The sequence below is a fragment of the Francisella sciaenopsi genome (assembly GCF_045862875.1).
In the GTDB taxonomy this organism is placed as follows: Bacteria; Pseudomonadota; Gammaproteobacteria; order Francisellales; family Francisellaceae; genus Francisella; species Francisella sciaenopsi.
The window spans coordinates 73950-96591 of sequence record NZ_BTHG01000005.1; the positions used below are offsets into that span (position 1 = coordinate 73950).

Below are 22642 nucleotides of genomic sequence, written 5' to 3' on the forward strand. Positions count from 1 at the left end.
AAAATATAACAACTTATCTTCTTCTATAAAGAAAAACATTAAATACTAAAAATCGTTGAATCTATTTAAATAACTTTTAGACACATAGATTTAAAGACCACTGATTTAATATCAAGTCATTCTCACGAAGATAGGAATCTCTACAATATTTAAAAGATCCCCATATCAAGCAGAAGGATGACTACTTTTTTTATGGTGCATACTGATTAAATAAACTGTCTTATTTATTCATTTATTTTAAAAGAAAAAGTAAAAAATTAAGGTCTAGATCAAGATATCAGAAGTAAAAAGGGGAAAACTGAGTTTTAAGAACTAGACCTTAATGAGAATATGGCGGAATGGACGGGACTCGAACCCGCGACCCCCTGCGTGACAGGCAGGTATTCTAACCAACTGAACTACCACTCCGTATTTATGGTGCCGACTGCCGGAATCGAACTGGCGACCTACTGATTACAAGTCAGTTGCTCTACCTATTGAGCTAAGTCGGCGACTATGAGTATGTATTATAGCTCTTTTTATTAAGCTGTCAACAATGTTTTGTAAATTTCTTTTAATTTAATGGAATTATGTCATATTGATTGTATATATGGTTACTTTCAGCTTTTAAATATATATTTTTTTCAATTTCTAATTCTAGCTCTGCTAACCATATAGATTCTTCTTTTTCTATATAATCAATAATTTTTTTCGAAGACATTAGTAAGAAATTATTATAATTTGGATAATTTTTTGATTCTGACTTAATCTCTCTAAAGATGTCATAACAAATTGTTTGTAGTGTTTTGACACTTCCTTTACCATTACAATGTTCACATGGTTGGCATAATGTCCTTAATAAACTCTCATGTACCCTTTTACGTGTCATTTCAACCAATCCTAGCTCTGAAATATCACTTACACTAGTCTTAGCCTTATCAAGCTCTAATTCCTTCTTTAAAGCCTCTAAAACTTGATTTTTGTGTGACTCATCCATCATATCTATGAAATCTATGATTATTATGCCACCTAAATTTCTCAATCTTAGTTGCCTTGCTATCTCTTTTGTAGCTTCTAGATTTGTCTTAAATATAGTTTCTTCTAGATTTTTTGTTCCTATAAAACCACCTGTGTTTATATCAATAGTTATCATTGCTTCAGTTTGCTCAATAACCAAATAACCACCTGATTTGAGATATACTGTTTTATCCAAAGCTTTATTTATTTCAACATCAATATCATATTCTTCAAAAATATTATGTTTTTGATAAAGTTCTATTTTATCTCTTAAACCAGGAATATATTTATCAGCAAATTGGCAAATTTCTTTATATGAATCTATATCATCAACATGGATTTTATCAGGATTATCATTAGCAAAAATATTAATTGTTTTTATTATCAAACTAAAATCTTCATAAACAACTCCTGGTTTGATTATAGTGCTAGAAATATCCAAAATATCTTGCCATAAATTATTCAAAAATTTGATATCATTTTCTAACTCTTCATAACTAGCACCCTCTGCAGCAGTCCTTAAAATATATCCACGAGGATTTTCACTTTGGGTAATTTTTTTAATTGAATCTAATAATCTTTGTTTTTCTTCTTCTTTGTTTATTTTAAGAGATATACCAATATGATCTAGATCAGGTAAAAAAACTAAAAAACGAGATGATACAGATAAGTGTGAAGTTAGTTTTACACCTTTATTGCCAATACTTTCTTTGACTACTTGAACCAATACTTCTTGACCTTCACGTAACCATTTATTGATATCTTCAGTATTTAGTTTATTAATTTTAAAATTTTCATCAGATTCATCATCATCCCTTTCTAAAGGTATAACTTCTGATAAATGTAAAAAACCAGCTTTTTCTAGTCCAATATCTACAAAGGCTGCTTGCATACCAGGAAGTACTCTTATGATTTTACCTTTATAAATATTTCCAACTATTCTTTTTTGGTTATCTCTTTCAATTAGAATTTCTTTGAGTATATTATTTTCTTTTATAGCTATTCTTTGTTCATATTTATTTATGTTTAAAAATATTTCTGTATTTGATGACATTAGAAAAAGTATTTTTTATTTTATTAACATCAATTATAAAGAAAAAAATTTTTTTTTATATTTTTGATTATTTTTCTTTTACTTATTTATATATAACTTAATTTCTTTTTCTTTATATTATTATTTATTATGTGGATATTTTCCTGTTGATAACTCGCTAAAAGCTAGATAAATCAAAGAATTAAAGTGGTTTAAAAAGAATGTATAAGTATGTAAAAAAGTGGATTAAATGATCTGGACAAAAATGTGGATAAATAATTATCAAATTTATCAACAGAAGTATCAACATATTTGTGAATAAGTTATTTAACAAGCTTCTTCTTAAAAAATAAACAAATTAATTAACATAATTATCCACAGGCTTAAGTAATTATGTTTGCTTATTTTTTTTTATTGCAATAAAATCTTACACATTCAATTAATTTGTTATGCCAATTATTGGCTATCCTTTTAAACTAAAGGTTATTGGGACGTTTTTTCATTATGACTACATGGGATAAGTGTTTAAAAAAGATAAAAAAAAACCTTTCTACGTTTGAATATAAAACGTGGATTAAACCTATTCATGTAGAGCAAAATAGTAACTTATTCACAATTTATTGTAATAATGAATATTTTAAAAAACATATAAAATCTAAGTATGGAGATCTTATTTCATCTACAATAGAAGAGTTTCATAATGGTGATTTGCTTATAGAATATTCTAATAAAAAGTTTTCTGGAGAAAAAGCTTCGGGAGTAGCTTCGGTTGGGCCACAAGCAAACTTTTTTAATCAGAAAAATGTTGAAATAAAAGATGATTCTGAAGAAATAAGTCTAAATCAAGAACCTAAGAAGAATCAAAAAAAAACATCTTCTAAAAAAACGGCTTCTCAAGAGTTGTTTGGTTTTGATGAAGCTATGCTTATCACAGATAAAGATGATCAGGAGTATTCTTTTGGTTTACCATTAAAAGAAAAATATGTTTTTGATAGTTTTGTCGTTGGTGATGCAAATAAAATAGCTAGAGCAGCGGCTATGCAAGTATCTATTAATCCTGGTAAATTGCACAATCCATTATTTATATACGGTGGTAGCGGACTTGGTAAAACTCACTTGATGCAGGCTATTGGTAATCATGCTAGAGAAGTTAATCCAAATGCTCGAATAATATACACAAACTCTGAACAATTTATTAAAGATTATGTAAATTCAATTAGATTACAAGATCAAGATGAGTTTCAAAGAGTGTATAGATCTGCAGATATTCTTCTTATAGATGATATTCAATTTATTGCAGGTAAAGAAGGTACAGCTCAAGAGTTTTTCCATACGTTTAATGCTTTGTATGAAAATGGTAAGCAGATTATCTTGACTAGTGATAAGTATCCAAATGAAATAGAAGGTTTGGAAGAAAGATTAGTATCACGCTTTGGATATGGTCTAACAGTTTCTGTAGATATGCCAGATTTAGAAACTAGAATAGCTATTTTGCTCAAAAAAGCACATGATTTAGGACAAAAATTACCTAATGAAACAGCAGCTTTTATTGCTGAAAATGTACGTACAAATGTTAGAGAGTTGGAGGGCGCTTTAAATAGAGTACTAACAACCTCTAAGTTTAATCATAAAGATCCTACTATAGAAGTAGCGCAAGCTTGTTTAAGAGATGTTATAAAAATACAAGAAAAGAAAGTAAAAATAGATAATATCCAAAAAGTTGTCGCTGATTTTTATAGAATAAGGGTAAAAGACTTAACTTCTAATCAAAGAAGTAGAAATATAGCTAGACCAAGACAAATAGCAATGAGTTTAGCACGTGAGCTGACATCACATAGCTTACCAGAAATAGGTAATGCCTTTGGAGGTAGAGATCACACTACTGTCATGCACGCTGTCAAAGCTATAACTAAATTAAGACAAAGCAATACTTCAATATCTGATGATTATGAGTTGCTTTTAGACAAGATTTCTCGTTAAATAAAAATAGGAACTATTATCAAAGGGGTTTTTAAAAATGAATTTTGTACTAAATAGAGATGACTTACTAAAGCCTTTACAGTCAATGTTATCAGTGGCTAATAGTAAAAGTACAATGCCTTTATTATCATGCATATTGTTTGATATAGATAACAATAATCTTAAAATTACAGCTTCGGATCTTGATACAGAGATATCATGTAGTATAGCTGTTAGTTGTAATACAAACATAAAGTTAGCGTTAAATGCTGACAAAATATACAACATTGTTAGAAGTTTAAATGATAACTCTATGATCGATTTTAGAATCGATGATAATAAAGTTACAATTATTTCTAATAATAGTACATTTAACCTTATATCGCTAAATGCTGATAATTATCCTTTAATTGACAGTAATATTAATGAGCAAGCGAGCTTTGATCTTTCTCAACAAGACTTTCATCATATAATATCAAAAGTAGATTTTTCTATGGCTAATGATGATACTAGATATTTCTTAAATGGGATGTTTTGGGAAATTAATTCAAATTTACTAAGAGCAGTATCTACAGATGGACACAGAATGTCTATTACAGAAGCTATAATAGATAGTAAAGTTTTAGATAGTGATTCGCAGTCAATAATTCCTAAAAAGGCTATTTTAGAGCTTAAAAAGATAGTTGGCAAAACAGAAGAAAATATCAAAATATGTTTAGGTAAGAACTATCTTAAAGCAGAATTTGGTAATTATGCATTTATATCAAAACTTATAGATGGACGTTATCCAGATTATCAAAAAGTAATCCCTAAAAATAACACTAAGCTTCTTGCTGTAGATAAACAAGTTTTGAAAAATTCATTATTAAGAACATCTATACTAGCTAATGATAAATACAAAGGTGTACGTTTAAATATATCTCAAGGACAAGTGCTTTTATCTGCAAATAACCCTGATAATGAGAAGGCAGAGGATAAAGTAGAAGTTCAATATAATGATAATGATATGGAAATATGTTTTAATTACAAATATCTTCTAGACATTATTAATGTTTTAAGTGAAGAAACTATGACTATTTATCTTGATAATCCTAATATGAGTGCTTTAGTTAAAGATGAAAAAGATAATAGTTTATTTATTATTATGCCAATGAAAATCTAATATTTTAGTAATCTTCTTAATTTTTCTCCTATCGCATCACAAAATAATTTTATTGATTAAAATTTATTTATTAAGAATAATATATTTGTTTTTGAATACAAATCTTAAAAAATAGGTGAAATAAAAATATGAAAAATACAAAAAAACCAAGCCTATTTACTGCTATAGCATTAAGTGTAGGTACTATGCTTGGTAGTGGATGGTTATATGCTTCTTATTATGCCTCACAAGCAACTGGAGCTTCATCAATTTTCTCATGGATTATAGGAGCTTTTGTAGTTCTTTTAATGGCTTTCTTATTATCAGAACTAGCTGTCAAATATCCTACAAATGGATTATTTACGCGATTAGTAACTATATCGCATAATCAGCATTTTGGTTTTGTAACAGGATTATCAAACTGGATGCTAGGGCTTATAATTGTACCTTCAGAAGCTATGGCTACCACACAATATATTTCTTCTATATATGAGCCAATTACTCCTTATGTATTTAGTAATGGTGAACTTACTTTTGTAGGAGTTTTAGTAGTCGCAGTGTTTATGTTACTGTATACTTTGATAAATTATTGGGGTATCAAATCTCTATCAAAAATTAATAATTCACTAACATCTCTGAAGATAATCATACCCATAGCCACATCTGTGATAATAATGATAGCAGCATTTCATTCAAGTAACTTTGGTGGTGAAAATGTTCGTTTTATGCCAGATGGAGTTAGTGGTATTTTTAATGCTATTGTTACTTGTGGTATATTTTACTCATTTTTTGGATTTCAGATGGCAGCTAGTTTCTCAGCAGAGCTAGATAATCCTAGAAAAAATATTCCAATAGCATTAGTTAGTAGTGTATTGATAGTATTATTCATATACCTATTATTACAAATATCATTTATTGGTGGTGTACCTGAAAAAATGCTAGAAAATGGTTGGGGTGGCTTAAATTTTGAATCTCCTTTAGCTCAATTAACAGGAATATTAGGTTTAAATGCTTTAGCTTTGGTACTTTATGCAGATGCTCTAATTAGTCCATCAGGAACAGGTATTATCTATCTAGGCGCTAGTACTCGTATGTTAAATGAAATGTCAAAGGCAAAACAAATGCCTGGTTATTTTGCTAGAGTAACTGAGGGTGTAAACGTTTCGCGTACTTCATTAATTTTTTCATTTATCTGCTCTTTGATTTTGATATTTTTCTTTAGAAACTGGCAGATGATAGCTTCTTTAACAACGACTTTTATATTAGTATCATGCATAGCTCTACCTATTGCATACGCAAAAATTAAAGCTAACAAAGCAGATCCTTTACCTTTGAGTTATCTACCTTTTTCTAGAACTATTGCCTTTTTAGTATATATGTTTTTGACATATTTGTTGATGATTGCAGGAGTGCTTAATTTAGCAGTTGCTCTAGTTCTACATATAGTATTTTTCGTAATATATGCATATATAGATAGCAAAGGAGATTTTTCTAAAATCACAAAAGCATTTGCTTCATCATGGGTTATTTTTGCATATTTAGTATCTGAATTAGTATTTGGGTATATATATGAAAATATATCCTCTTATAACTTATTTACGCTAGTATTTGTAGTTATATCTGCTGTTTTATACGTTTTATTGATAAATCAAAAAAGTTACTTATCAAAAAGTTAATATATCTTTATAGACACCAATTTATACTGCTAAAATTTATAATATGTAGAGTTAATATATTTTATGTACAACTATGGATCATATTTTGTTTTCTTATGCTTTAGATGGTCAAGGTGGAGCAGCTTTATTAGAACCACATACAAATCAACTAAATAATACAAATCAAAAAATTATTTGGACGCATTTAGATGCTAAAAATCCTCAGAGTAGAGAATGGTTAAATAAAGAATTATATTCTTTAGATCCTTTTATTACCGATGCGCTGCTTGCTGAAGAAACAAGACCTAGATTTACGCAGATAAATGATGGTATGTTAATTATTTTAAGAGGAATGAATCCTAATAAAAATGAGTCTCCGGAAGATATGATTTCAATAAGATTATGGATGGATAAAAATCGTATAATTAGTACACGATTTAGATCTTTAAATTTATTTGATGATATTAAAAAAAGCTTTGAAGATAAGACAGGTCCTAAAAATTCAGCTGATTTTATATCTGTATTAGTAGCAAAATTATCGATTCGTATGGAGTCTATCTTAGCTGATATTGATGATAAACTCATAGATATAGAAGAGCAAAGTGTAGATATAATTGATATAGACCTAAGAGAATCTATAGCAGATTTACGAAAACAGACAATAATTTTTAGGCGGTATATAGTTCCACAAAGAGATGTAATTGAGCAATTACGTTTAAGTAATTTAAGTTGGTTATCGAACTCACATAAACGCTATTTAGTTGAAATATATAATTATGTAATGAGGTACGTAGAGGATTTAGATGAAGCACGTGATCGATTACAAGTAGTAAAAGATCAAATCAGTAATACATTAAGTGATAAACTTAATAAAAAAATGTATTTTCTATCTATTATTGCTGCTATATTTTTGCCTTTAAGTTTTTTAACAGGATTATTAGGAATAAATGTTGCTGGAATACCAGGATCACAAAATGAATATGCTTTTTGGATATTTTTAGCTATCTTGTTATTTATTGTAATATTACAAGTATATTTGTTTAAGAAATTAAAATGGTTTTAAAACTAAGGTTTTATTACCTTTATATTAAACTCTTTTCTTATGTCTGATAGAGGAGTATTTAGATATTTGTCATAATTATACCAATCCCATTTTTTTGACATTCTATAAGCCCTAAACACTGTTAATAAATATACTGGAATATGTTTAATCATTGCTAAGTAGACAATAAACTTATATTTATATTTTTTGAGATAACTATTTATAACAGTTTTATAATCAACAAAATTAAAAAATTTTTTGTAACCCTTGAGTGTGACATTAGTACCTACTAAAGTCCAAGTATCATTTATAGCTTCACCTCTAATCTCAAAAGGAACGGTCCCAAATAAAATATGTGTGATATCATGATTTCTAAACCATTTGCTAGCTTCATCATGACCATCATTTGAGTTTAAAAAAGAATAATTTTTATTATATTCTTCTAAACTCTCACTTAATGTTAATTTACAGTTTTGTTCTAAATATTGCATTGAAAAATTTTAGAAAAAAGAATTTGAATATATAAATATTATAAGACATAAATAGAATAATTAGTTATAAAAAATAGATTCCCAAAGGTTTATTCAGCAGAATTTTCTTTATTTGAATCACAACATTTATTAGCCTGATTTTTGTTACAAGGACAGTCACATTTAGAACCACAGCCTTTTTTATGGTATTTAGCGGCAAATAATACTAAAACGATAGATATAACTACAAGCCATGTATTTTCGTGTACAGAACCAGGAAATATACATAAAATCAGCGTTATAATTTTCAAAGCGACAGCAACTCCTAAAACTGTTAAAAAAACAGCTAACGCACAAAACCAAAATTGCTTACAGCAAGAATCATTTTCTTTAAATGGACATTTCATTTCTATTCTCCTAAGATTTTTAATGGCATTTATATTTTATCAAAGAAGTAGAGATCTAGCATAGAAAATAATAAATGATAAATAATGATTAGTGTTTAGTTATGTAGTTAAGACTAACAGCAGATAGGATGATGATTAAAGATATCCAAACAGTTATGTTAGAAGGATCATGGTTGATTAATATACCAAAGATAACTCCAAACAAAGGTACTAAATAGTTAGTAAAAGAGGTAAAAACTGGACCTGCAACTTTTATCAAAGAAGCATAAAGAAAATATACAATACCAGCACAAAATATACCTAAATATACTAAAGAAGATAGTGCAAAAGTAGAAGAATGAATGCTAGCATAGCTTGGTTTAAATATAATCAATAAGATAGATAACTGTAAGGTTGAAGCAATAAGAATATTTCTTGAAACAATAATAGGATTATCGTGGAAACAAGATTTACTTAAAAGTAATAAAGCTAGAGCAAAGGATGTAGTTGCTAATAGTATTGCTAATATCCCATATATATTTATTGAATGATTATCAGCTACTAAATTTGGATAAAATAATACTAATAAACCAATAAATCCGACTGAAATACTTAAAATATTAGCAAAAGTTATTCTAGAGTTAACTACTAATGGTCCGAGTAAAACAACAAAAAATGGTACTGTCCCTGTCAAAATAGCGGTAATGGATGGACTAGTGAATTTTTGACCCCATGGTATTAGCATAAAAGGCATTGTAGCTTCAAGAAAAGCAATTAAGGAGTAAATAGCAAAATCTTTTTTGAATGATTTAGATTTTAAACCTAAAAAATAACAAACAAAACAAAGAATCAAACAACCAATAAATGATCTAGCAAAAGCAATCAAAATTGGAGGGAAATGTTCAATAGCTTCTTTTTGAAAGATAAATTGTGAGCCCCAAATAAGTCCTATAGCAAATAGTAAAGAATATTTTTTAATCATTTTTATAAATATCTTAAATTAATAATTGATGACTATTCTATAAAATATTTTCAAAAAGAATAAACTTTTTATTGTAAAAAATATCAGTTGCATGTTTATATTTTCTTGGTTAGAGTTATTATTTAACAGTTTTATAAAAAGGATAACCAATATGAAAAAATTTTTGATTACTCTTATCGTCATATTGTCATTTAATTCAATATACGCTAAAAATTTAGAGCTTATGCGACAAAATATTGAAAATGCAAATCAGAATACAGAACAAAGTAGTAGTGAAAATAAACAAAAGGTATCTAATCAATCACAGCAACTTTTTAATGACAAAGTTAGTAGTTAGGCATACTTGAGAGAATCAAAAAATGGTTTGTTACCTTGGGTTTTATTAGTAAGTAATGAACTTTGTTGTCTCTGTACAAGAGGAGTTGTGCTAGAAGTTACATTTCTATCATTTATTAAAGTACAGCTGCCTAATAATGTAATAATGAGAGCAAAAGTTAATATATTTTTCATTAAAATCTATACCTGAGTTCCTATATTTAAATAATAACTATTTAAAAATTACTACTCAAAAAAATTGAATATAACTGGTGGAGGCGGCGGGACTTGAACCCGCGTCCACAAACTCTCTATCCTTGGATCTACATGTTTAGGCTAATCTATTTGAGTTTAGCTTGACTACTCCCCAATTAGCCAGGGTAATAGTTAGCGAGTCTGTTAAATACAGCCTTAACTCCCAGACAAAAAGCAAAGACCGTCTTATGCGGAATATGAACGGATGTAAAGATAGTGTCATAAGAAAGACTATCATATCCGTGCGTCTCTAGGTTATTAAGCTAGACTAGGCAGCTTTAGCAACAGCAGCAAAGTTGCTGTCGTTAGCCGCTACGCGGTTTGCTTTTTTGTTGCCAGTTATTATTGGCATTTGTACTGTTATTAACGAGGTTACGGTACTTCCTCGACATGCACCTTAGATTTTGACATTCATGTCGAAACCATATTCGCCCCCATTTGGGTGGATACAATTTATACTTTATTATGATAAATGTCAAATCTTAAGTATGATTCTAAAATAAAACATAGATAGCTGAAGATAATGCAACAATACCAACAAAAAGTATGAAACTATCAGCAAGTAGATTTTTATATTGCTTTAGATATTTGATTTTATAAATGCTATAGATAGGCATAATAAATAGTATTACAGCTAAAACAAGACCTCCAATACTAGATATCATATCTAATATATTTGGGTTTAAGTAAGCAACTAACCAACATGACAAAAATACTATAGATAGTGTAATTGGTTTTATAGTTTTTTGACTGATTGAGTTTTTTGAGATTTTGCAAACTATACCGTCTATACCTTCTTTTGAGCCTAAATAATGACCAAAAAAAGACTTGCTCATAGCTACTATAGCAACTAATGGAGCTATATAATCTAGGGAGTAGTCATCAAAATGGCTTGCTAGATACGATAATATAGAAACATTCTCTTCTTTTGCGGCTATTAAGTCATCAGGAGACAGAGTTAGCATTGAACTAAATACAAATATGACTACGGTAACAATCATTAGAATATTACTAAAAGCAATAATTCTCGATGCTTTTTTATCAGCATCTTGTTTATATTTTGTTTTTGAATAAACAGCTAACGATGAAATAATTGGCGAGTGATTAAATGAGAATATTAGTATTGGCATGATTATCCAAATAGCTAATAAAACACCCGAAAAAGTATGATTATATTCAAAGCTATTGCGTAAAATATTAATATTCCAGTATGGAATCATCCATAGTGAAAGCACTAATAATGCTATGATAAATGGGAAAACCAAAAAGCTCATCACGCGAATAATTAGTTTCTGACCAAAGTTAATTATAAAGATTAACGAAAGTATCGTGAAAAAGCTTAAAAGGAATCTATTTTGTATATCATAGTGAAGCTGATATTTGAAAAAACTAGCTAGAGTATTTGTAATACCAACGCTATAAACTAATAGTATAGGCAATATAGCAAATAGATATAAAATATTAAAAATAATACCACCAAATTTACCAAAATAGTCATCGGCGACTACGGTAATATCAGAATCAGTATTTGGGTTAGATATAACAAATCTACATAATGCACGATGTGACAAAAACACCATTGGAAAAATAAAAACTAATACTATAAGTATTGGTATAATTCCTGAAATTCCTGTTTGAATCGGTAAAAAAAGTATGCCAGCCCCAATAGCCGTACCAAAGAGGCTAAGAGACCACATAAAGTCTTCATTTCTTTTCATAGTAAATATCTAGTTAAAAATAAAAAAACTTACAGAAAGCTAATAATTAACAATCTATAAGTCATGTTCAAAAATAATTAATAAAATTTAATGTAAAAAGAAGAGATTGTCAAAAAACAAAGTGATAAATATTTAATTAAATTTAGTTTTGTGATTTTAGAAGTAATGATAATAGAGACATTCTGATAGGAACACTATATTTGATTTGCTCAAAGTATTTTGCACACTCAAGTTCATCTATAGATCTATCCATCTCATCAACTCTAGGTAGAGGATGAAGGATTATAAAGTTACTAGTAGTGGAAATATGCTTTCTATCTAAGTAGCATAAATCTTTATTTTCTAAATAACTCTCTTCATTTGGAAATCTCTCTCTTTGAACACGAGTTACATATAGTACATCTAAATCTTCTAAGGCATCACAATTTACTTGCTCTAATTCTGTGAAAGAATTGCCATTTTTCTCAACAAAATCTCTAAGTTTCTCTGGGATTTGTAGTTCTTTTGAAGATATGAATTTAAATGTAGCATTATATTTAGCTAGAATGTTGGTTAATGAATGAACTGTACGACCATATTTTAGATCTCCTAAAAATCCAATTTTTAGGTTATCAAGAGAGCCTTTCTCAGAGTAGATAGTGTATAAATCAACTAATGACTGGGTAGGATGTTCATTCTCGCCATCGCCAGCATTTATCACAGGAGAGCTGACATATTTTGAGAACTCTTCAACACTGTGTGGTTTAGGATGGCGCATCACTATAATATCTGCATACTGATCCATCATTCTACCTGTGTCATCAAGAGTTTCACCTTTTTGAGTAGAGCTAGAAGCACCATTTTCTAGTGATATAACTTTGCCACCAAGTCTATTCATAGCAGACTCAAAAGAGAATCTAGTTCTAGTGCTTGGTTCAAAGAAAAGAGATGCTAATATTTTGCCTTCTAAATCTCTGATAGGTTCTGAATGGGTTAGTTTATCTTTATAAATATCAGCTTGATGAAATAGTTTATATAAATCATCTTTGGTAATTTGATCGCCTCGCAGAAGCTTTTGAAATGATAGCATTTTGATACTCCAGAAGATTATTCCCCTTTGGTACGAAGGGGTGACAGTCGAAGACTGACGTGGTAGTTTTTAAAAAAGCAATCGATCCTATGGTCAAGCCATAGGATGACACACTTTAACTATTAATCCACTCTTTAACAGTTTTAACATCAAAATCATTATTGATTTTGCGCATATCTCTAACAGCGGTAACAAAAGCTTCAAAAGCACCAATTGTTGTAACATAAGAAACTCTACTCATAATAGCAGCTCTTCTTAGAGCTAAACTGATGTTTAGTTCTTGTCTAATTGATGTATTAACAAGCAGATCGACTTCGCCTGCTTCAATAGCTTTGACAGTACTGTGTACTTGATTATTGCCGATATTATCTGAAGCCTTATCAAAAAGCTTACACTCAATATCATTTTCTTTTAAGAAGCGCTCAGTACCTTTTGTCGCAAAGATGTTAAATTCTAGTTCTATCAGCTCTTTAACAGGTCCTATTATTTTTGGTTTATCAGCATCACTTACAGATATTAGAATATTGCCCTTTAATGGTAGTTTATTAAAAGACATTTCTTGAGCCTTATAGAATGCTACTCCAAAAGATCTATCCATACCCATTGCCTCACCTGTAGATTTCATTTCAGGGCCTAAATAGCAGTCTACATCAGCAAATCTGCCAAATGGGAATACTGCCTCTTTGACAGAGAAATGTCTAGGTATAGGGTTGTTTAAGATAAATTCAGATAGCTTCTTACCAAGCATAAGCTTAGTAGCGATATTTGCGATACTATTACCAGTAGCTTTGGCTACAAATGGTACAGTTCTTGATGCTCTAGGGTTTACCTCGATTACATATAGCTCACCATTTTGATATGCAAATTGGACATTCATTAGACCTATGACATTTAGCTCTCTAGCTAACTTGATAGTTGCCTGCTTAACCTCTTCGATTTGTTCATCTGATAATGAGCGAGTAGGGATAGAACAAGCCGAATCTCCAGAGTGAATACCTGCCTCTTCAATATGCTCCATAATACCCGCAACAAATACGCGATCACCACCATCAGCTAAAGCATCGACATCTAGTTCAGTTGCATTTTCTAGGAATTTGTCAATCAAAATAGGACCTTCAAGAATACATTTAGCATTAGTCTTAATATATGCATCAAGTTCTTCTTTTGAATGAACAATCTCCATTGCTCTGCCACCTAATACATTAGAAGGTCTTACAACAACAGGGTAGCCAACATTTACAATTTTTTTCTTAAGTTCATTAATTGTATAGGCAATAGTATTTAGAGGTTGTTTCAACCCAACTATATCTAGTAGTTCTTTGAATCTTTCTCTATCTTCTGCTAGATCAATTTTATCTGGATCTGTACCTAGTATAGGGATGTTGTTTTCATGAAGAGCTGATACAAGTTTCAAAGGAGTTTGACCACCAAACTGTACAATTACACCTAGCACTTCGCCTTTACGCATTTCATTTTTGATAATATCAAGAACATTTTCAGCCATCAATGGTTCAAAGTATAATTTATCAGAAGTATCGTAATCTGTAGAAACTGTCTCAGGGTTACAGTTAATCATGATAGTTTCGATACCTTCTTCTTTGAGAGATTTAGCAGCATGAACACAAGCATAATCAAACTCAATACCTTGACCAATACGGTTAGGTCCACCACCGAGAATTATAACTTTTTTCTTATCAGATATTTCTGATTCACAGTCGCGAACGATTTCTTCGTAGCTATAGTGCTCATAAGTTGAATATAAATAAGATGATTTAGAGTCAAACTCAGCAGCACAAGTATCTACTCTTTTAAAAGTAGGGTAGATTTCTTTACCAAATCTAAAGTTTCTAATATATCTTTCAGTTCTGCCAACAAGTTCAGCAATTTTTGCATCAGAGAATCCTAGATTTTTATAAATAGAGAATTCTTCTTTGCTATTTGGTAGACCTGTTTTTTTAAGTTTCTCTTCAGCATCTACTATGATAGCGATTTGCTCAATAAACCAAGGGTCTATTTTACAAGCATTATAAATTTCTTGTTGAGATATACCGTATCTAAGAGCCTGAGCTACTCTTAGTATTCTCATAGGAGATAACTCTTCTAATGATTTTAAGATAGCTGCTTGGTTTTCTTGTTTAGTATTTGATTCACTTACACCTGCTATTTCAACTTGATCAAGACCTGTTAAACCAGTTTCAAGTGATACAAGAGCTTTTTGTAAACTTTCTGTGAAAGATCTACCAATTGCCATAGCTTCACCAACAGACTTCATCTGTGAAGATAAGTTTGACGGTGTAGTAGGGAATTTCTCAAATGTAAATCTAGGAATTTTGGTAACGATATAGTCAATAGTTGGCTCAAATGATGCTGGAGTAACTTTTGTTATATCGTTATCAATTTCATCAAGTGTATAACCAACCGCTAATCTTGCTGCAACTTTTGCAATAGGATAACCAGTAGCTTTTGATGCTAATGCTGATGATCTAGATACTCTTGGGTTCATCTCGATTACAACAAGCTTTCCAGTCTCTGGGTTTACTGCAAATTGTACATTTGAGCCACCTGTTTCGACACCTATCTCTCTAAGTACAGCGATAGAAGCATCACGCATGATTTGGTATTCTTTATCTGTCAAAGTAAGTGCTGGTGCTACTGTGATACTATCACCAGTATGGATACCCATTGGGTCAATGTTTTCAATTGAGCATATAATAATAGAATTATCAGCTTTATCACGGATGACTTCCATTTCATACTCTTTCCAACCTAATATTGACTCATCTATTAGTACTTCATTTGTTGGCGATAGGCTTAGACCATTTTTGACAATTTTTTCAAATTCTTCTTTTGTATAAGCGATACCACCACCACTACCACCAAGTGTAAATGATGGTCTGATAATAGCTGGTAAACCGATATCTTCTAGAGCTTTATAAGCTTGCTCCATAGTTTGTACTACAACGTTTCTAGGTACTTCAAGACCAATTTTTGCCATAGCTTTGTTAAATCTTTCTCTATTTTCTGCTTTATCGATAGAGTCAGCTTTTGCTCCAAGCATTTCGACATTATATTTTTCTAGGATACCAGCTTTATCTAATTCTAGAGCGCAATTAAGCGCTGTCTGACCACCTACTGTAGGTAAGATTGCATCTGGTTTTTCTCTAGCTATGATTTTGCCAACACTCTCGACTGTAATCGGTTCGATGAAGATCTTATCTGCCGTTGTAGGATCTGTCATGATTGTCGCAGGATTTGAGTTTACTAGATAGACGGTGTAACCATCTTCTTTTAAGACCTTACATGCTTGAGTCCCTGAGTAATCAAACTCACATGCTTGACCAATAACAATTGGACCAGCACCTAAAACTAAAATACTTTTTATATCTGTTCTTTTTGGCATTTTATTAATTCCCTTTTTCACTATCTGCTATCATCTCGGCAAATTCATTAAATAGATATTTACAGTCATGCGGACCAGGTGAGCTCTCTGGGTGATACTGTACCGCAAAAGCTGGTCTGTCTTTGAATCTCAATCCCTCAACTGTGCCATCAAATAGTGAGCTCATATGAATCTCAATATTATCTGGTACTACATCATCACATACCACGAAACCATGGTTTTGGCTGGTGATAAGAACTTTCTTAGTATCAGCATCGAGTACTGGTTGGTTTACACCACGATGACCTTTGTGCATTTTTTTAGTTTTTAGGCCGGCAGCTAGAGCTAATAGTTGGTTACCTAAACAGATACCAAATATTGGCATCTTAACTTCTAGAAGTTTTTTGATTACAGGCATAGTGTAATCAGAAGTAGCAAATGGATCTCCAGGACCATTTGATAAAAACACCCCATCAGGATTGTGTTTCATAATATCTTCATAAGTACTATCAGCAGGTACTACAGTTACCTTAAAACCAGCATCTACTAGGTTTCTCAGAATATTGTATTTGACGCCATAATCGATAACTACAACACTATACTTATAGCTTTCTTGTTGTTTGTATACTTGTTGGCCTAGTGAGAATGTATGCTCATTCCAATCATATTCTCTATTTGTAGTTACACTGATTGCAAGGTCTCTACCATTTAGGTTTGATTTGTTTTTGATACGCGATCTGACATAGTTTGCATCTAGAAACTCACCTGGTTTGACTGAAAGTATAGCAACTCTTACCGCACCTTCTTTACGCACTTTACGTACTATAGCACGCGTATCAACACCACAGATACCTACTATATTTCTATTTTTTAGCCATGTATCTATATGTTTTTTTGATCTAAAGTTTGATGGGCTAGTTAGATTTTCTCTAACAATTAGACCCTTAGCAAATACACCTAGTGATTCGTTATCTTCGTTATTGATACCTACATTACCTATGTGAGGGAATGTAAATGTGATTATCTGACCAGCATAAGAAGGGTCTGTAAGAGTTTCTTGATAACCTGTCATTGATGTATTGAAACAAATTTCGCCGTCTGTCCAACCACGAACTCCTATTGATCTACCAAGATAGTATGTACCATCTGGGAAAACCAATATAGCATTAGTCATATCGTTAGCTAATATCATAATAAAAACAACCTTTTTGTGATGAATTGAATTGGAAGAAAAAATATTTGAAAAACTTTTCTGTCATTACTTTTTACAAAGTTAATAGGCAAATTGAAAGTATTGTAGGCATTCGAGACCTATATGTAAAGGCTGTTTTCTCAAGTTTTGACTAAAGTTGATTTTGGTCTAGTTTTAAAGCTATTTTTATACTACAATTAATTTTTATCTCTTTTGATTTTTCACTTTCATAGTTTAAAAACACCTATTATAGAAATGCACATTTAAATATCTGCTGTAGGAATTGTGATATTTGGTTTATGCTTGTGCTAGATATTTGTAGGAGAGTTTTTGGGAAATTTAGTGTAAAAAACTATGCTAATTGCATAACAGGAGGTGGGAAAGAGCTAGAGTTCGTACCACCAACTTGATATAAGCTAAAACCAAAATTTAAAGTTGCTAAACTAATTGTGATTACTAAGACTGCTTTTTTCATTTCTAATTACCTTTTAAAATATGTTCTGTATTAAGATGTGACTATTATTACAGAGTTTTGTTATAAATAAAAATATGTTATTTTGATTTTATATATAAGATATTCTGATATGCAACAATTTATCTAAGTCGATCTGACAAATAATTGTATCAACCTATAAAATCATAGTTTTCATTTTTTAAAATGTTAATATATGTGAATTATTTAAAAAGACTTCTCAACAAAGTTATGAAAAAAATTATTGCGACTTTCACATTACTATTTTTGTTAATACCACTAGGTTACTCAGAGGGTAAGCTAGTTTTTGTATCGATGATTACACGCCATGGTGATAGAGCGCCTTTTGCAAATATTAAAAATGCTGAATATGATTGGGGAACAGGACTGTCTGAGCTTACTCCGATTGGTATGAATCAAGAGTTTAATCTAGGTAGTCAGCTAAGACAAAGATATATCAAAAACTTTAAATTACTTTCTACTGAATATCAAAATCAGAGTATTTTTGTATTATCTAGCCATACTAATCGCACTGTAGAGAGTGCGCAAAGTTTATTAATGGGGCTATATCCAGCAGGTACTGGTCCAGCTTTAGATAACGGACAGTATGCTATTAATGGAGGTTTTCAACCGATTCCAATTATGACTTTATCAGCTGAATCTAAGCTTATACAGTTTCCTTATGAGCAGTATCTAGCTGTGTTGAGAGAATATATCTATAACTCTAAAGTATGGCAAGATAAGACTAAAGAAGCAGAACCTAACTTTGCAAAATGGCAGCAAATATTAGGTAATAAAATATCAGGTTTAAATGATGTTATTACAGTAGGAGATGTTTTGATAGTTGCCAAAGCGCATGGTAAACCTCTACCAAAAGGATTATCTCAAGAAGATGCTAATCAGATAATTGCTCTTACAGATTGGGGTTTAGCACAACAGTTCAAATCACAAAAAGTTGCCTATATTATGGGCGGTGAACTTACTAATAGAATAATTGAAGATTTAAATAATGCTGCTGATGGTAAATCTAAATATAAAATGACTTATTACTCAGGTCATGATTTGACTCTTTTGGAGGTTATGGGAGCTCTAGGAGTACCTCTACAAGAAGCACCAGGCTATGCAAGCAATCTACAGTTTGAGCTTTTCAAAGATGGCGATACTTACAAAGTTAAACTTAGATATGATGGTGAATATGTTAAATTACCAATTATGGATGAGGATGGCAGTTGTACACTAGATGTTCTAAATAAATATATGCAAAACATCAACGATAAATTCACCCAAAAGCCAGAAAAATCTAATTCATCATGGTTTTCATTTTTTTAAATAAGCGGTGTAATATTGCTCTGTCATTCCTTCGGCCTTTCTATAGTCAGGAATACATTCTCTTGGCTTACTATCAATTAGCTCAAATTCAATATTTGGAGAGAAGTTCTTTATTAGCTCAGCTTGAGTAACACTATATGGAGGAGTCCGAGATTTTTTGTCATGCTCCATTACCAATAGGAGTACTTGAGTATTCTTAGAGCATACTTGTAGCATCATCTTTGCGTATCTAGTTCTTATATCTTCTGGCAAAGCAATATAAGCACCTCGGTCGTACCAAATATCAAAAGTTAGTAAATTTTTGATTATTTTAGGTAAGTTAAAAATATCTGTTACATATATCTCAATATCATTACCTTTGTAACACTTATAGTCACTCTCTTCGGTAATTTTATATTTGATATTATTTTGGCTAAAAAATGCTAAAACAGCTTTTTCTGAAAGTTCGATACCGACTACTTTAACATCCTTAGACAAAAAGTACAGCATATCTATACTACAGCCACACATTGGCACCAGACATACTGAAGAGCTGTTTATATTTAATCTAGAAAAGTGTTTAACCAAGAATTCATTAGGAGCTTCTTGACAAAAATCGACATCATTATTTTGCCATCTATCTAACCAGTATTGATTATTATTAGGCTCAACTTTATTCATACTATCTCTAATTGGTAGTGATTAACCTATTAGACATATTAACATGAACGATTAGATAAATATTACTTTTAAATATGGCGATTTATACTATGGTTCTTTATAATTTTGATAGATTATAAAGGAGGAAAAAATGTCAAAACAAAGTTTACTTATCAAAAATGCTACAGTTGTAAATGAAGGCAAAACATTTAAATCTGATGTTTTAGTAGAGAATGGCAAGATCTCTCAAGTTGCCGCAAATATAGACAAATCAGCAGATAAAATTATAGATGCGACAGGTCTTCATCTACTACCAGGTATGATAGATGATCAGGTACATTTTAGAGAGCCTGGTCTTATGCATAAGGGAGATATTGAGTCAGAATCTCGTGCTGCTGTAATGGGTGGAATTACATCATATATGGAGATGCCAAATGTGAATCCCGCTACTACAGTTGTAGAGCGTTTAGATGAGAAAAAAGAGCGTGCTGCAGCTAGATCACATGCAAACTATGCTTTTTATCTAGGTGCGACAAATGATAATGTCGAAGAACTAAAACGACTAAAGCCAAATGATGCTTGTGCTATTAAGATCTTTATGGGTGCTTCAACTGGTAATATGCTAGTGAATAATCCTGAGACTTTAGAAGGCTTTTTCAAAGATAGTCCGTTACTTATCGTGACGCACTGTGAAGATACACCAATAATTACTGAGAATGAAAATAAGGCACGTGAGAAATATGGTGAAAATGTACCTTTTGACTTACATCCAGAGATTCGCTCGCGTGAGGCATGTTTTAAATCATCTGAGCTTGCAGTTGGTTTAGCAAAGAAATATAACTCAAGATTACATGTGCTACATCTAACTACAGCTGAAGAGATGGTACATTTTGATAATACTATTCCTCTTGAGGAAAAGAGAATCACTGCGGAAGTTTGTGCTCATCATTTATTCTTCTCACGTAAAGATTATGCTGATAAGGGTTCACGTATCAAATGTAACCCAGCAATCAAAGAAGAGAGCGATCGTTTGAAGCTTCTTGAATGTGTTGCTAATGACACTATCGATGTGATTGCTACAGATCACGCACCTCATACTTGGGAAGAGAAACAAGGTACTTATTTCAAAGCTCCGGCAGGCTTGCCACTTGTTGAGCAGGCTCTTATCTCAGTATTAGAGCATTATCACAATGGTTTCTTAACTCTTGAGCAGGTCGTACAAAAGACAGCTCATGCTCCAGCAATTGTCTACAAAGTAAAAGATCGTGGTTTTATCCGTGAAGGGTATCATGCCGATCTAGTATTAGTAGATCTTAATGATCCACATACTGTGACAGATGAATGCTGTCATTATAAATGTGGTTGGACTCCATTTGATGGTGTTACTTTCCAATCAAAAGTCCAGACAACAATTGTAAATGGTGTAGTGAAATATCATAAAGGTAAGGTTGTGAGTGATCAAAGAGGACAGTGCTTAGAGTTTAATCATGAGTTTTGATATTAAAGTTAAAAATCCAATCTGTAAAAATCTTCAGCTTAAAATATATGATGGTATAGCTAACAGTATTAAAAAATTAGATGTTTATAATAAAAAAACATATAAAAGCCAATTAGCTAAAGAAGTAATGGATGGACAAGAAGATCCCATTTTAGCTGCTAGAAAGTATAATAGGTTAGTATGTTTTTATGAAGCTTGCCATAAACTAAAAGATAATAATGCTGATCCAAATAAAATTTTAGATATTGATCAAGAATGGTTTAATAAATTTACTAGGATTTCAGAGGATATATCTAGCGAAGAAATGCAAAAAATGTGGTCAGAGATATTAGCAAGAGAAGCTGAAACTCCGGGCTCTTTTTCTATTAAGGCATTAAAAATATTAGAAGAACTAGATAAAGCTATAGCTAACTTGTTTAATAGACTATGTTCATGTTGTCTTGTATTTAGGGTTGATAAGGAAATAATTGATGCTAAAGTTTGCTCCCTAGATGGAACAGCGGGTAATAATTCATTAATTAATTTTGGACTAGGATTTACTGATCTAAATTTATTAGAAGAATATGGACTTATAACATCAGATTATAATTGTTGGAGAGAGTTTCGTTACTCAGCAGAAGCTACGGATATAGACTGTAGTATAACTAGTTGTTTGAGTAATTATATTTTAGATAAAAAAGATAATGTAGATAGTAATTTAAAAATCTATGGAGTACAACTTAGTAAAGTAGGAAAAGAATTATTACCGATAGTCAACACTAAAGAAAATGATAGATACTTTAATAAGTTAAATAAATATTTAGAACCTAAAGGTTTTGAAATTAAGAGATCAAACAACGATTTATAAAATATTTCGCTACTTACTGCGTAAGTTATAGCGACATACTTTTTTCATGGCAGAAAAAGTATGCAAAACTGCCTAGCACTACGCTATCGTAGTCAAAATCAAATGGAAAATAAAAAACTCACTTCGTTTAAACAGTTTTATTTTCTAATCATTTGCTTTTGACACTACTAACCGCTAATGTGCTGATTCCCCTTCAAATATTGAAGGGGTGGCTTGCGAAGCAAGACGGGGTAGTTTTTAGTCATCCTATGGCTTGACCATAGGA

18 protein-coding genes, 2 tRNA genes and 1 other RNA gene are annotated in these 22642 nt (G+C 31.0%); 8 read left to right on the top strand and 13 right to left on the bottom strand.

Annotated features, from left to right (window positions below):
* Positions 1-331: 331 nt before the first annotated feature.
* From ACKTR7_RS06760 to ACKTR7_RS06770, 3 genes are all read right to left on the bottom strand, one after another.
* Positions 332-408: transfer RNA gene (locus tag ACKTR7_RS06760), tRNA-Asp, on the bottom strand.
* A 7-nt stretch (positions 409-415) separates the two neighbouring features.
* Positions 416-491, bottom strand: a tRNA-Thr gene (locus ACKTR7_RS06765).
* 62 nt (positions 492-553) lie between these two features.
* Positions 554-2050: an Rne/Rng family ribonuclease gene (locus ACKTR7_RS06770; protein ID WP_407877598.1), complete on the bottom strand. Its 1497-nt coding sequence runs from the start codon at positions 2048-2050 to the stop codon at positions 554-556.
* Positions 2051-2533: 483 nt separating this feature from the next.
* Here ACKTR7_RS06770 and dnaA point away from each other — a divergent pair, with 483 nt between their 5' ends.
* The 4 genes from dnaA (at position 2534) to ACKTR7_RS06790 (ending at position 7847) form a co-directional block, all read left to right on the top strand.
* Positions 2534-4009, top strand: coding sequence for a chromosomal replication initiator protein DnaA (gene dnaA, locus ACKTR7_RS06775; protein WP_407877599.1), 1476 nt, complete (start codon positions 2534-2536; stop codon positions 4007-4009).
* A 37-nt stretch (positions 4010-4046) separates the two neighbouring features.
* The gene (gene dnaN, locus ACKTR7_RS06780) at positions 4047-5150 is read left to right on the top strand and encodes a DNA polymerase III subunit beta (protein WP_044525332.1); all 1104 of its coding nucleotides are present in this window, start codon (positions 4047-4049) and stop codon (positions 5148-5150) included.
* Between the two features lie 128 nt (positions 5151-5278).
* The gene (locus ACKTR7_RS06785) at positions 5279-6805 is read left to right on the top strand and encodes an APC family permease (RefSeq protein ID WP_407877600.1); all 1527 of its coding nucleotides are present in this window, start codon (positions 5279-5281) and stop codon (positions 6803-6805) included.
* A gap of 73 nt (positions 6806-6878) precedes the next feature.
* A complete protein-coding gene (locus tag ACKTR7_RS06790; protein WP_407877601.1) occupies positions 6879-7847 on the top strand; it encodes a zinc transporter ZntB in 969 nt (322 codons plus the stop codon).
* Between the two features lie 2 nt (positions 7848-7849).
* On the opposite strand, the gene ACKTR7_RS06795 is transcribed toward ACKTR7_RS06790, so the two are convergent.
* From ACKTR7_RS06795 to ACKTR7_RS06805, 3 genes are all read right to left on the bottom strand, one after another.
* Positions 7850-8317 (bottom strand): hypothetical protein, encoded by a 468-nt coding sequence (locus ACKTR7_RS06795; protein ID WP_407877602.1) that lies wholly within the window; start codon positions 8315-8317, stop codon positions 7850-7852.
* 89 nt (positions 8318-8406) lie between these two features.
* Positions 8407-8703 carry a hypothetical protein gene (locus ACKTR7_RS06800; RefSeq protein ID WP_407877603.1) on the bottom strand — a complete coding sequence of 99 codons (297 nt, stop codon included), beginning with the start codon at positions 8701-8703 and terminating at the stop codon, positions 8407-8409.
* 88 nt (positions 8704-8791) lie between these two features.
* A complete protein-coding gene (locus ACKTR7_RS06805) occupies positions 8792-9664 on the bottom strand; it encodes a DMT family transporter (RefSeq protein ID WP_407877604.1) in 873 nt (290 codons plus the stop codon).
* A gap of 151 nt (positions 9665-9815) precedes the next feature.
* Between ACKTR7_RS06805 and ACKTR7_RS06810 the strand changes: the two genes are divergently transcribed.
* On the top strand, positions 9816-10001 hold the full coding sequence (locus tag ACKTR7_RS06810; RefSeq protein ID WP_407877605.1) for a hypothetical protein: 186 nt from the start codon (positions 9816-9818) through the stop codon (positions 9999-10001).
* Between the two features lie 248 nt (positions 10002-10249).
* On the opposite strand, the gene ssrA is transcribed toward ACKTR7_RS06810, so the two are convergent.
* The 6 genes from ssrA to ACKTR7_RS06840 form a co-directional block, all read right to left on the bottom strand.
* Positions 10250-10670: a transfer-messenger RNA gene (ssrA, locus tag ACKTR7_RS06815) on the bottom strand.
* 58 nt (positions 10671-10728) lie between these two features.
* On the bottom strand, positions 10729-11952 hold the full coding sequence (locus ACKTR7_RS06820; RefSeq protein WP_407877606.1) for an aromatic amino acid transport family protein: 1224 nt from the start codon (positions 11950-11952) through the stop codon (positions 10729-10731).
* A gap of 142 nt (positions 11953-12094) precedes the next feature.
* On the bottom strand, positions 12095-13021 hold the full coding sequence (gene pyrB, locus ACKTR7_RS06825; protein ID WP_407877607.1) for an aspartate carbamoyltransferase: 927 nt from the start codon (positions 13019-13021) through the stop codon (positions 12095-12097).
* 115 nt (positions 13022-13136) lie between these two features.
* Positions 13137-16421 (bottom strand): carbamoyl-phosphate synthase large subunit, encoded by a 3285-nt coding sequence (gene carB, locus ACKTR7_RS06830; protein WP_407877608.1) that lies wholly within the window; start codon positions 16419-16421, stop codon positions 13137-13139.
* Between the two features lie 4 nt (positions 16422-16425).
* The gene (gene carA, locus ACKTR7_RS06835) at positions 16426-17592 is read right to left on the bottom strand and encodes a glutamine-hydrolyzing carbamoyl-phosphate synthase small subunit (RefSeq protein ID WP_407877609.1); all 1167 of its coding nucleotides are present in this window, start codon (positions 17590-17592) and stop codon (positions 16426-16428) included.
* A 352-nt stretch (positions 17593-17944) separates the two neighbouring features.
* Positions 17945-18067, bottom strand: coding sequence for a hypothetical protein (locus tag ACKTR7_RS06840; RefSeq protein ID WP_269077519.1), 123 nt, complete (start codon positions 18065-18067; stop codon positions 17945-17947).
* Between the two features lie 228 nt (positions 18068-18295).
* On the opposite strand from ACKTR7_RS06840, the gene ACKTR7_RS06845 reads away from it, so the two are divergent.
* The gene (locus tag ACKTR7_RS06845) at positions 18296-19393 is read left to right on the top strand and encodes a histidine phosphatase family protein (RefSeq protein ID WP_407877610.1); all 1098 of its coding nucleotides are present in this window, start codon (positions 18296-18298) and stop codon (positions 19391-19393) included.
* Here ACKTR7_RS06845 and ACKTR7_RS06850 read toward each other — a convergent pair.
* The gene (locus ACKTR7_RS06850; RefSeq protein ID WP_407877611.1) at positions 19382-20053 is read right to left on the bottom strand and encodes a thiopurine S-methyltransferase; all 672 of its coding nucleotides are present in this window, start codon (positions 20051-20053) and stop codon (positions 19382-19384) included. The genes ACKTR7_RS06845 and ACKTR7_RS06850 overlap by 12 nt on opposite strands.
* A 130-nt stretch (positions 20054-20183) precedes the next feature.
* Here ACKTR7_RS06850 and ACKTR7_RS06855 point away from each other — a divergent pair, with 130 nt between their 5' ends.
* Positions 20184-21530, top strand: coding sequence for a dihydroorotase (locus ACKTR7_RS06855; RefSeq protein ID WP_407877612.1), 1347 nt, complete (start codon positions 20184-20186; stop codon positions 21528-21530).
* Positions 21520-22377, top strand: coding sequence for a DUF2806 domain-containing protein (locus ACKTR7_RS06860; RefSeq protein ID WP_407877613.1), 858 nt, complete (start codon positions 21520-21522; stop codon positions 22375-22377). Before ACKTR7_RS06855 ends, ACKTR7_RS06860 begins: the two co-directional genes overlap by 11 nt.
* The last annotated feature ends 265 nt before the right edge of the window (positions 22378-22642 follow it).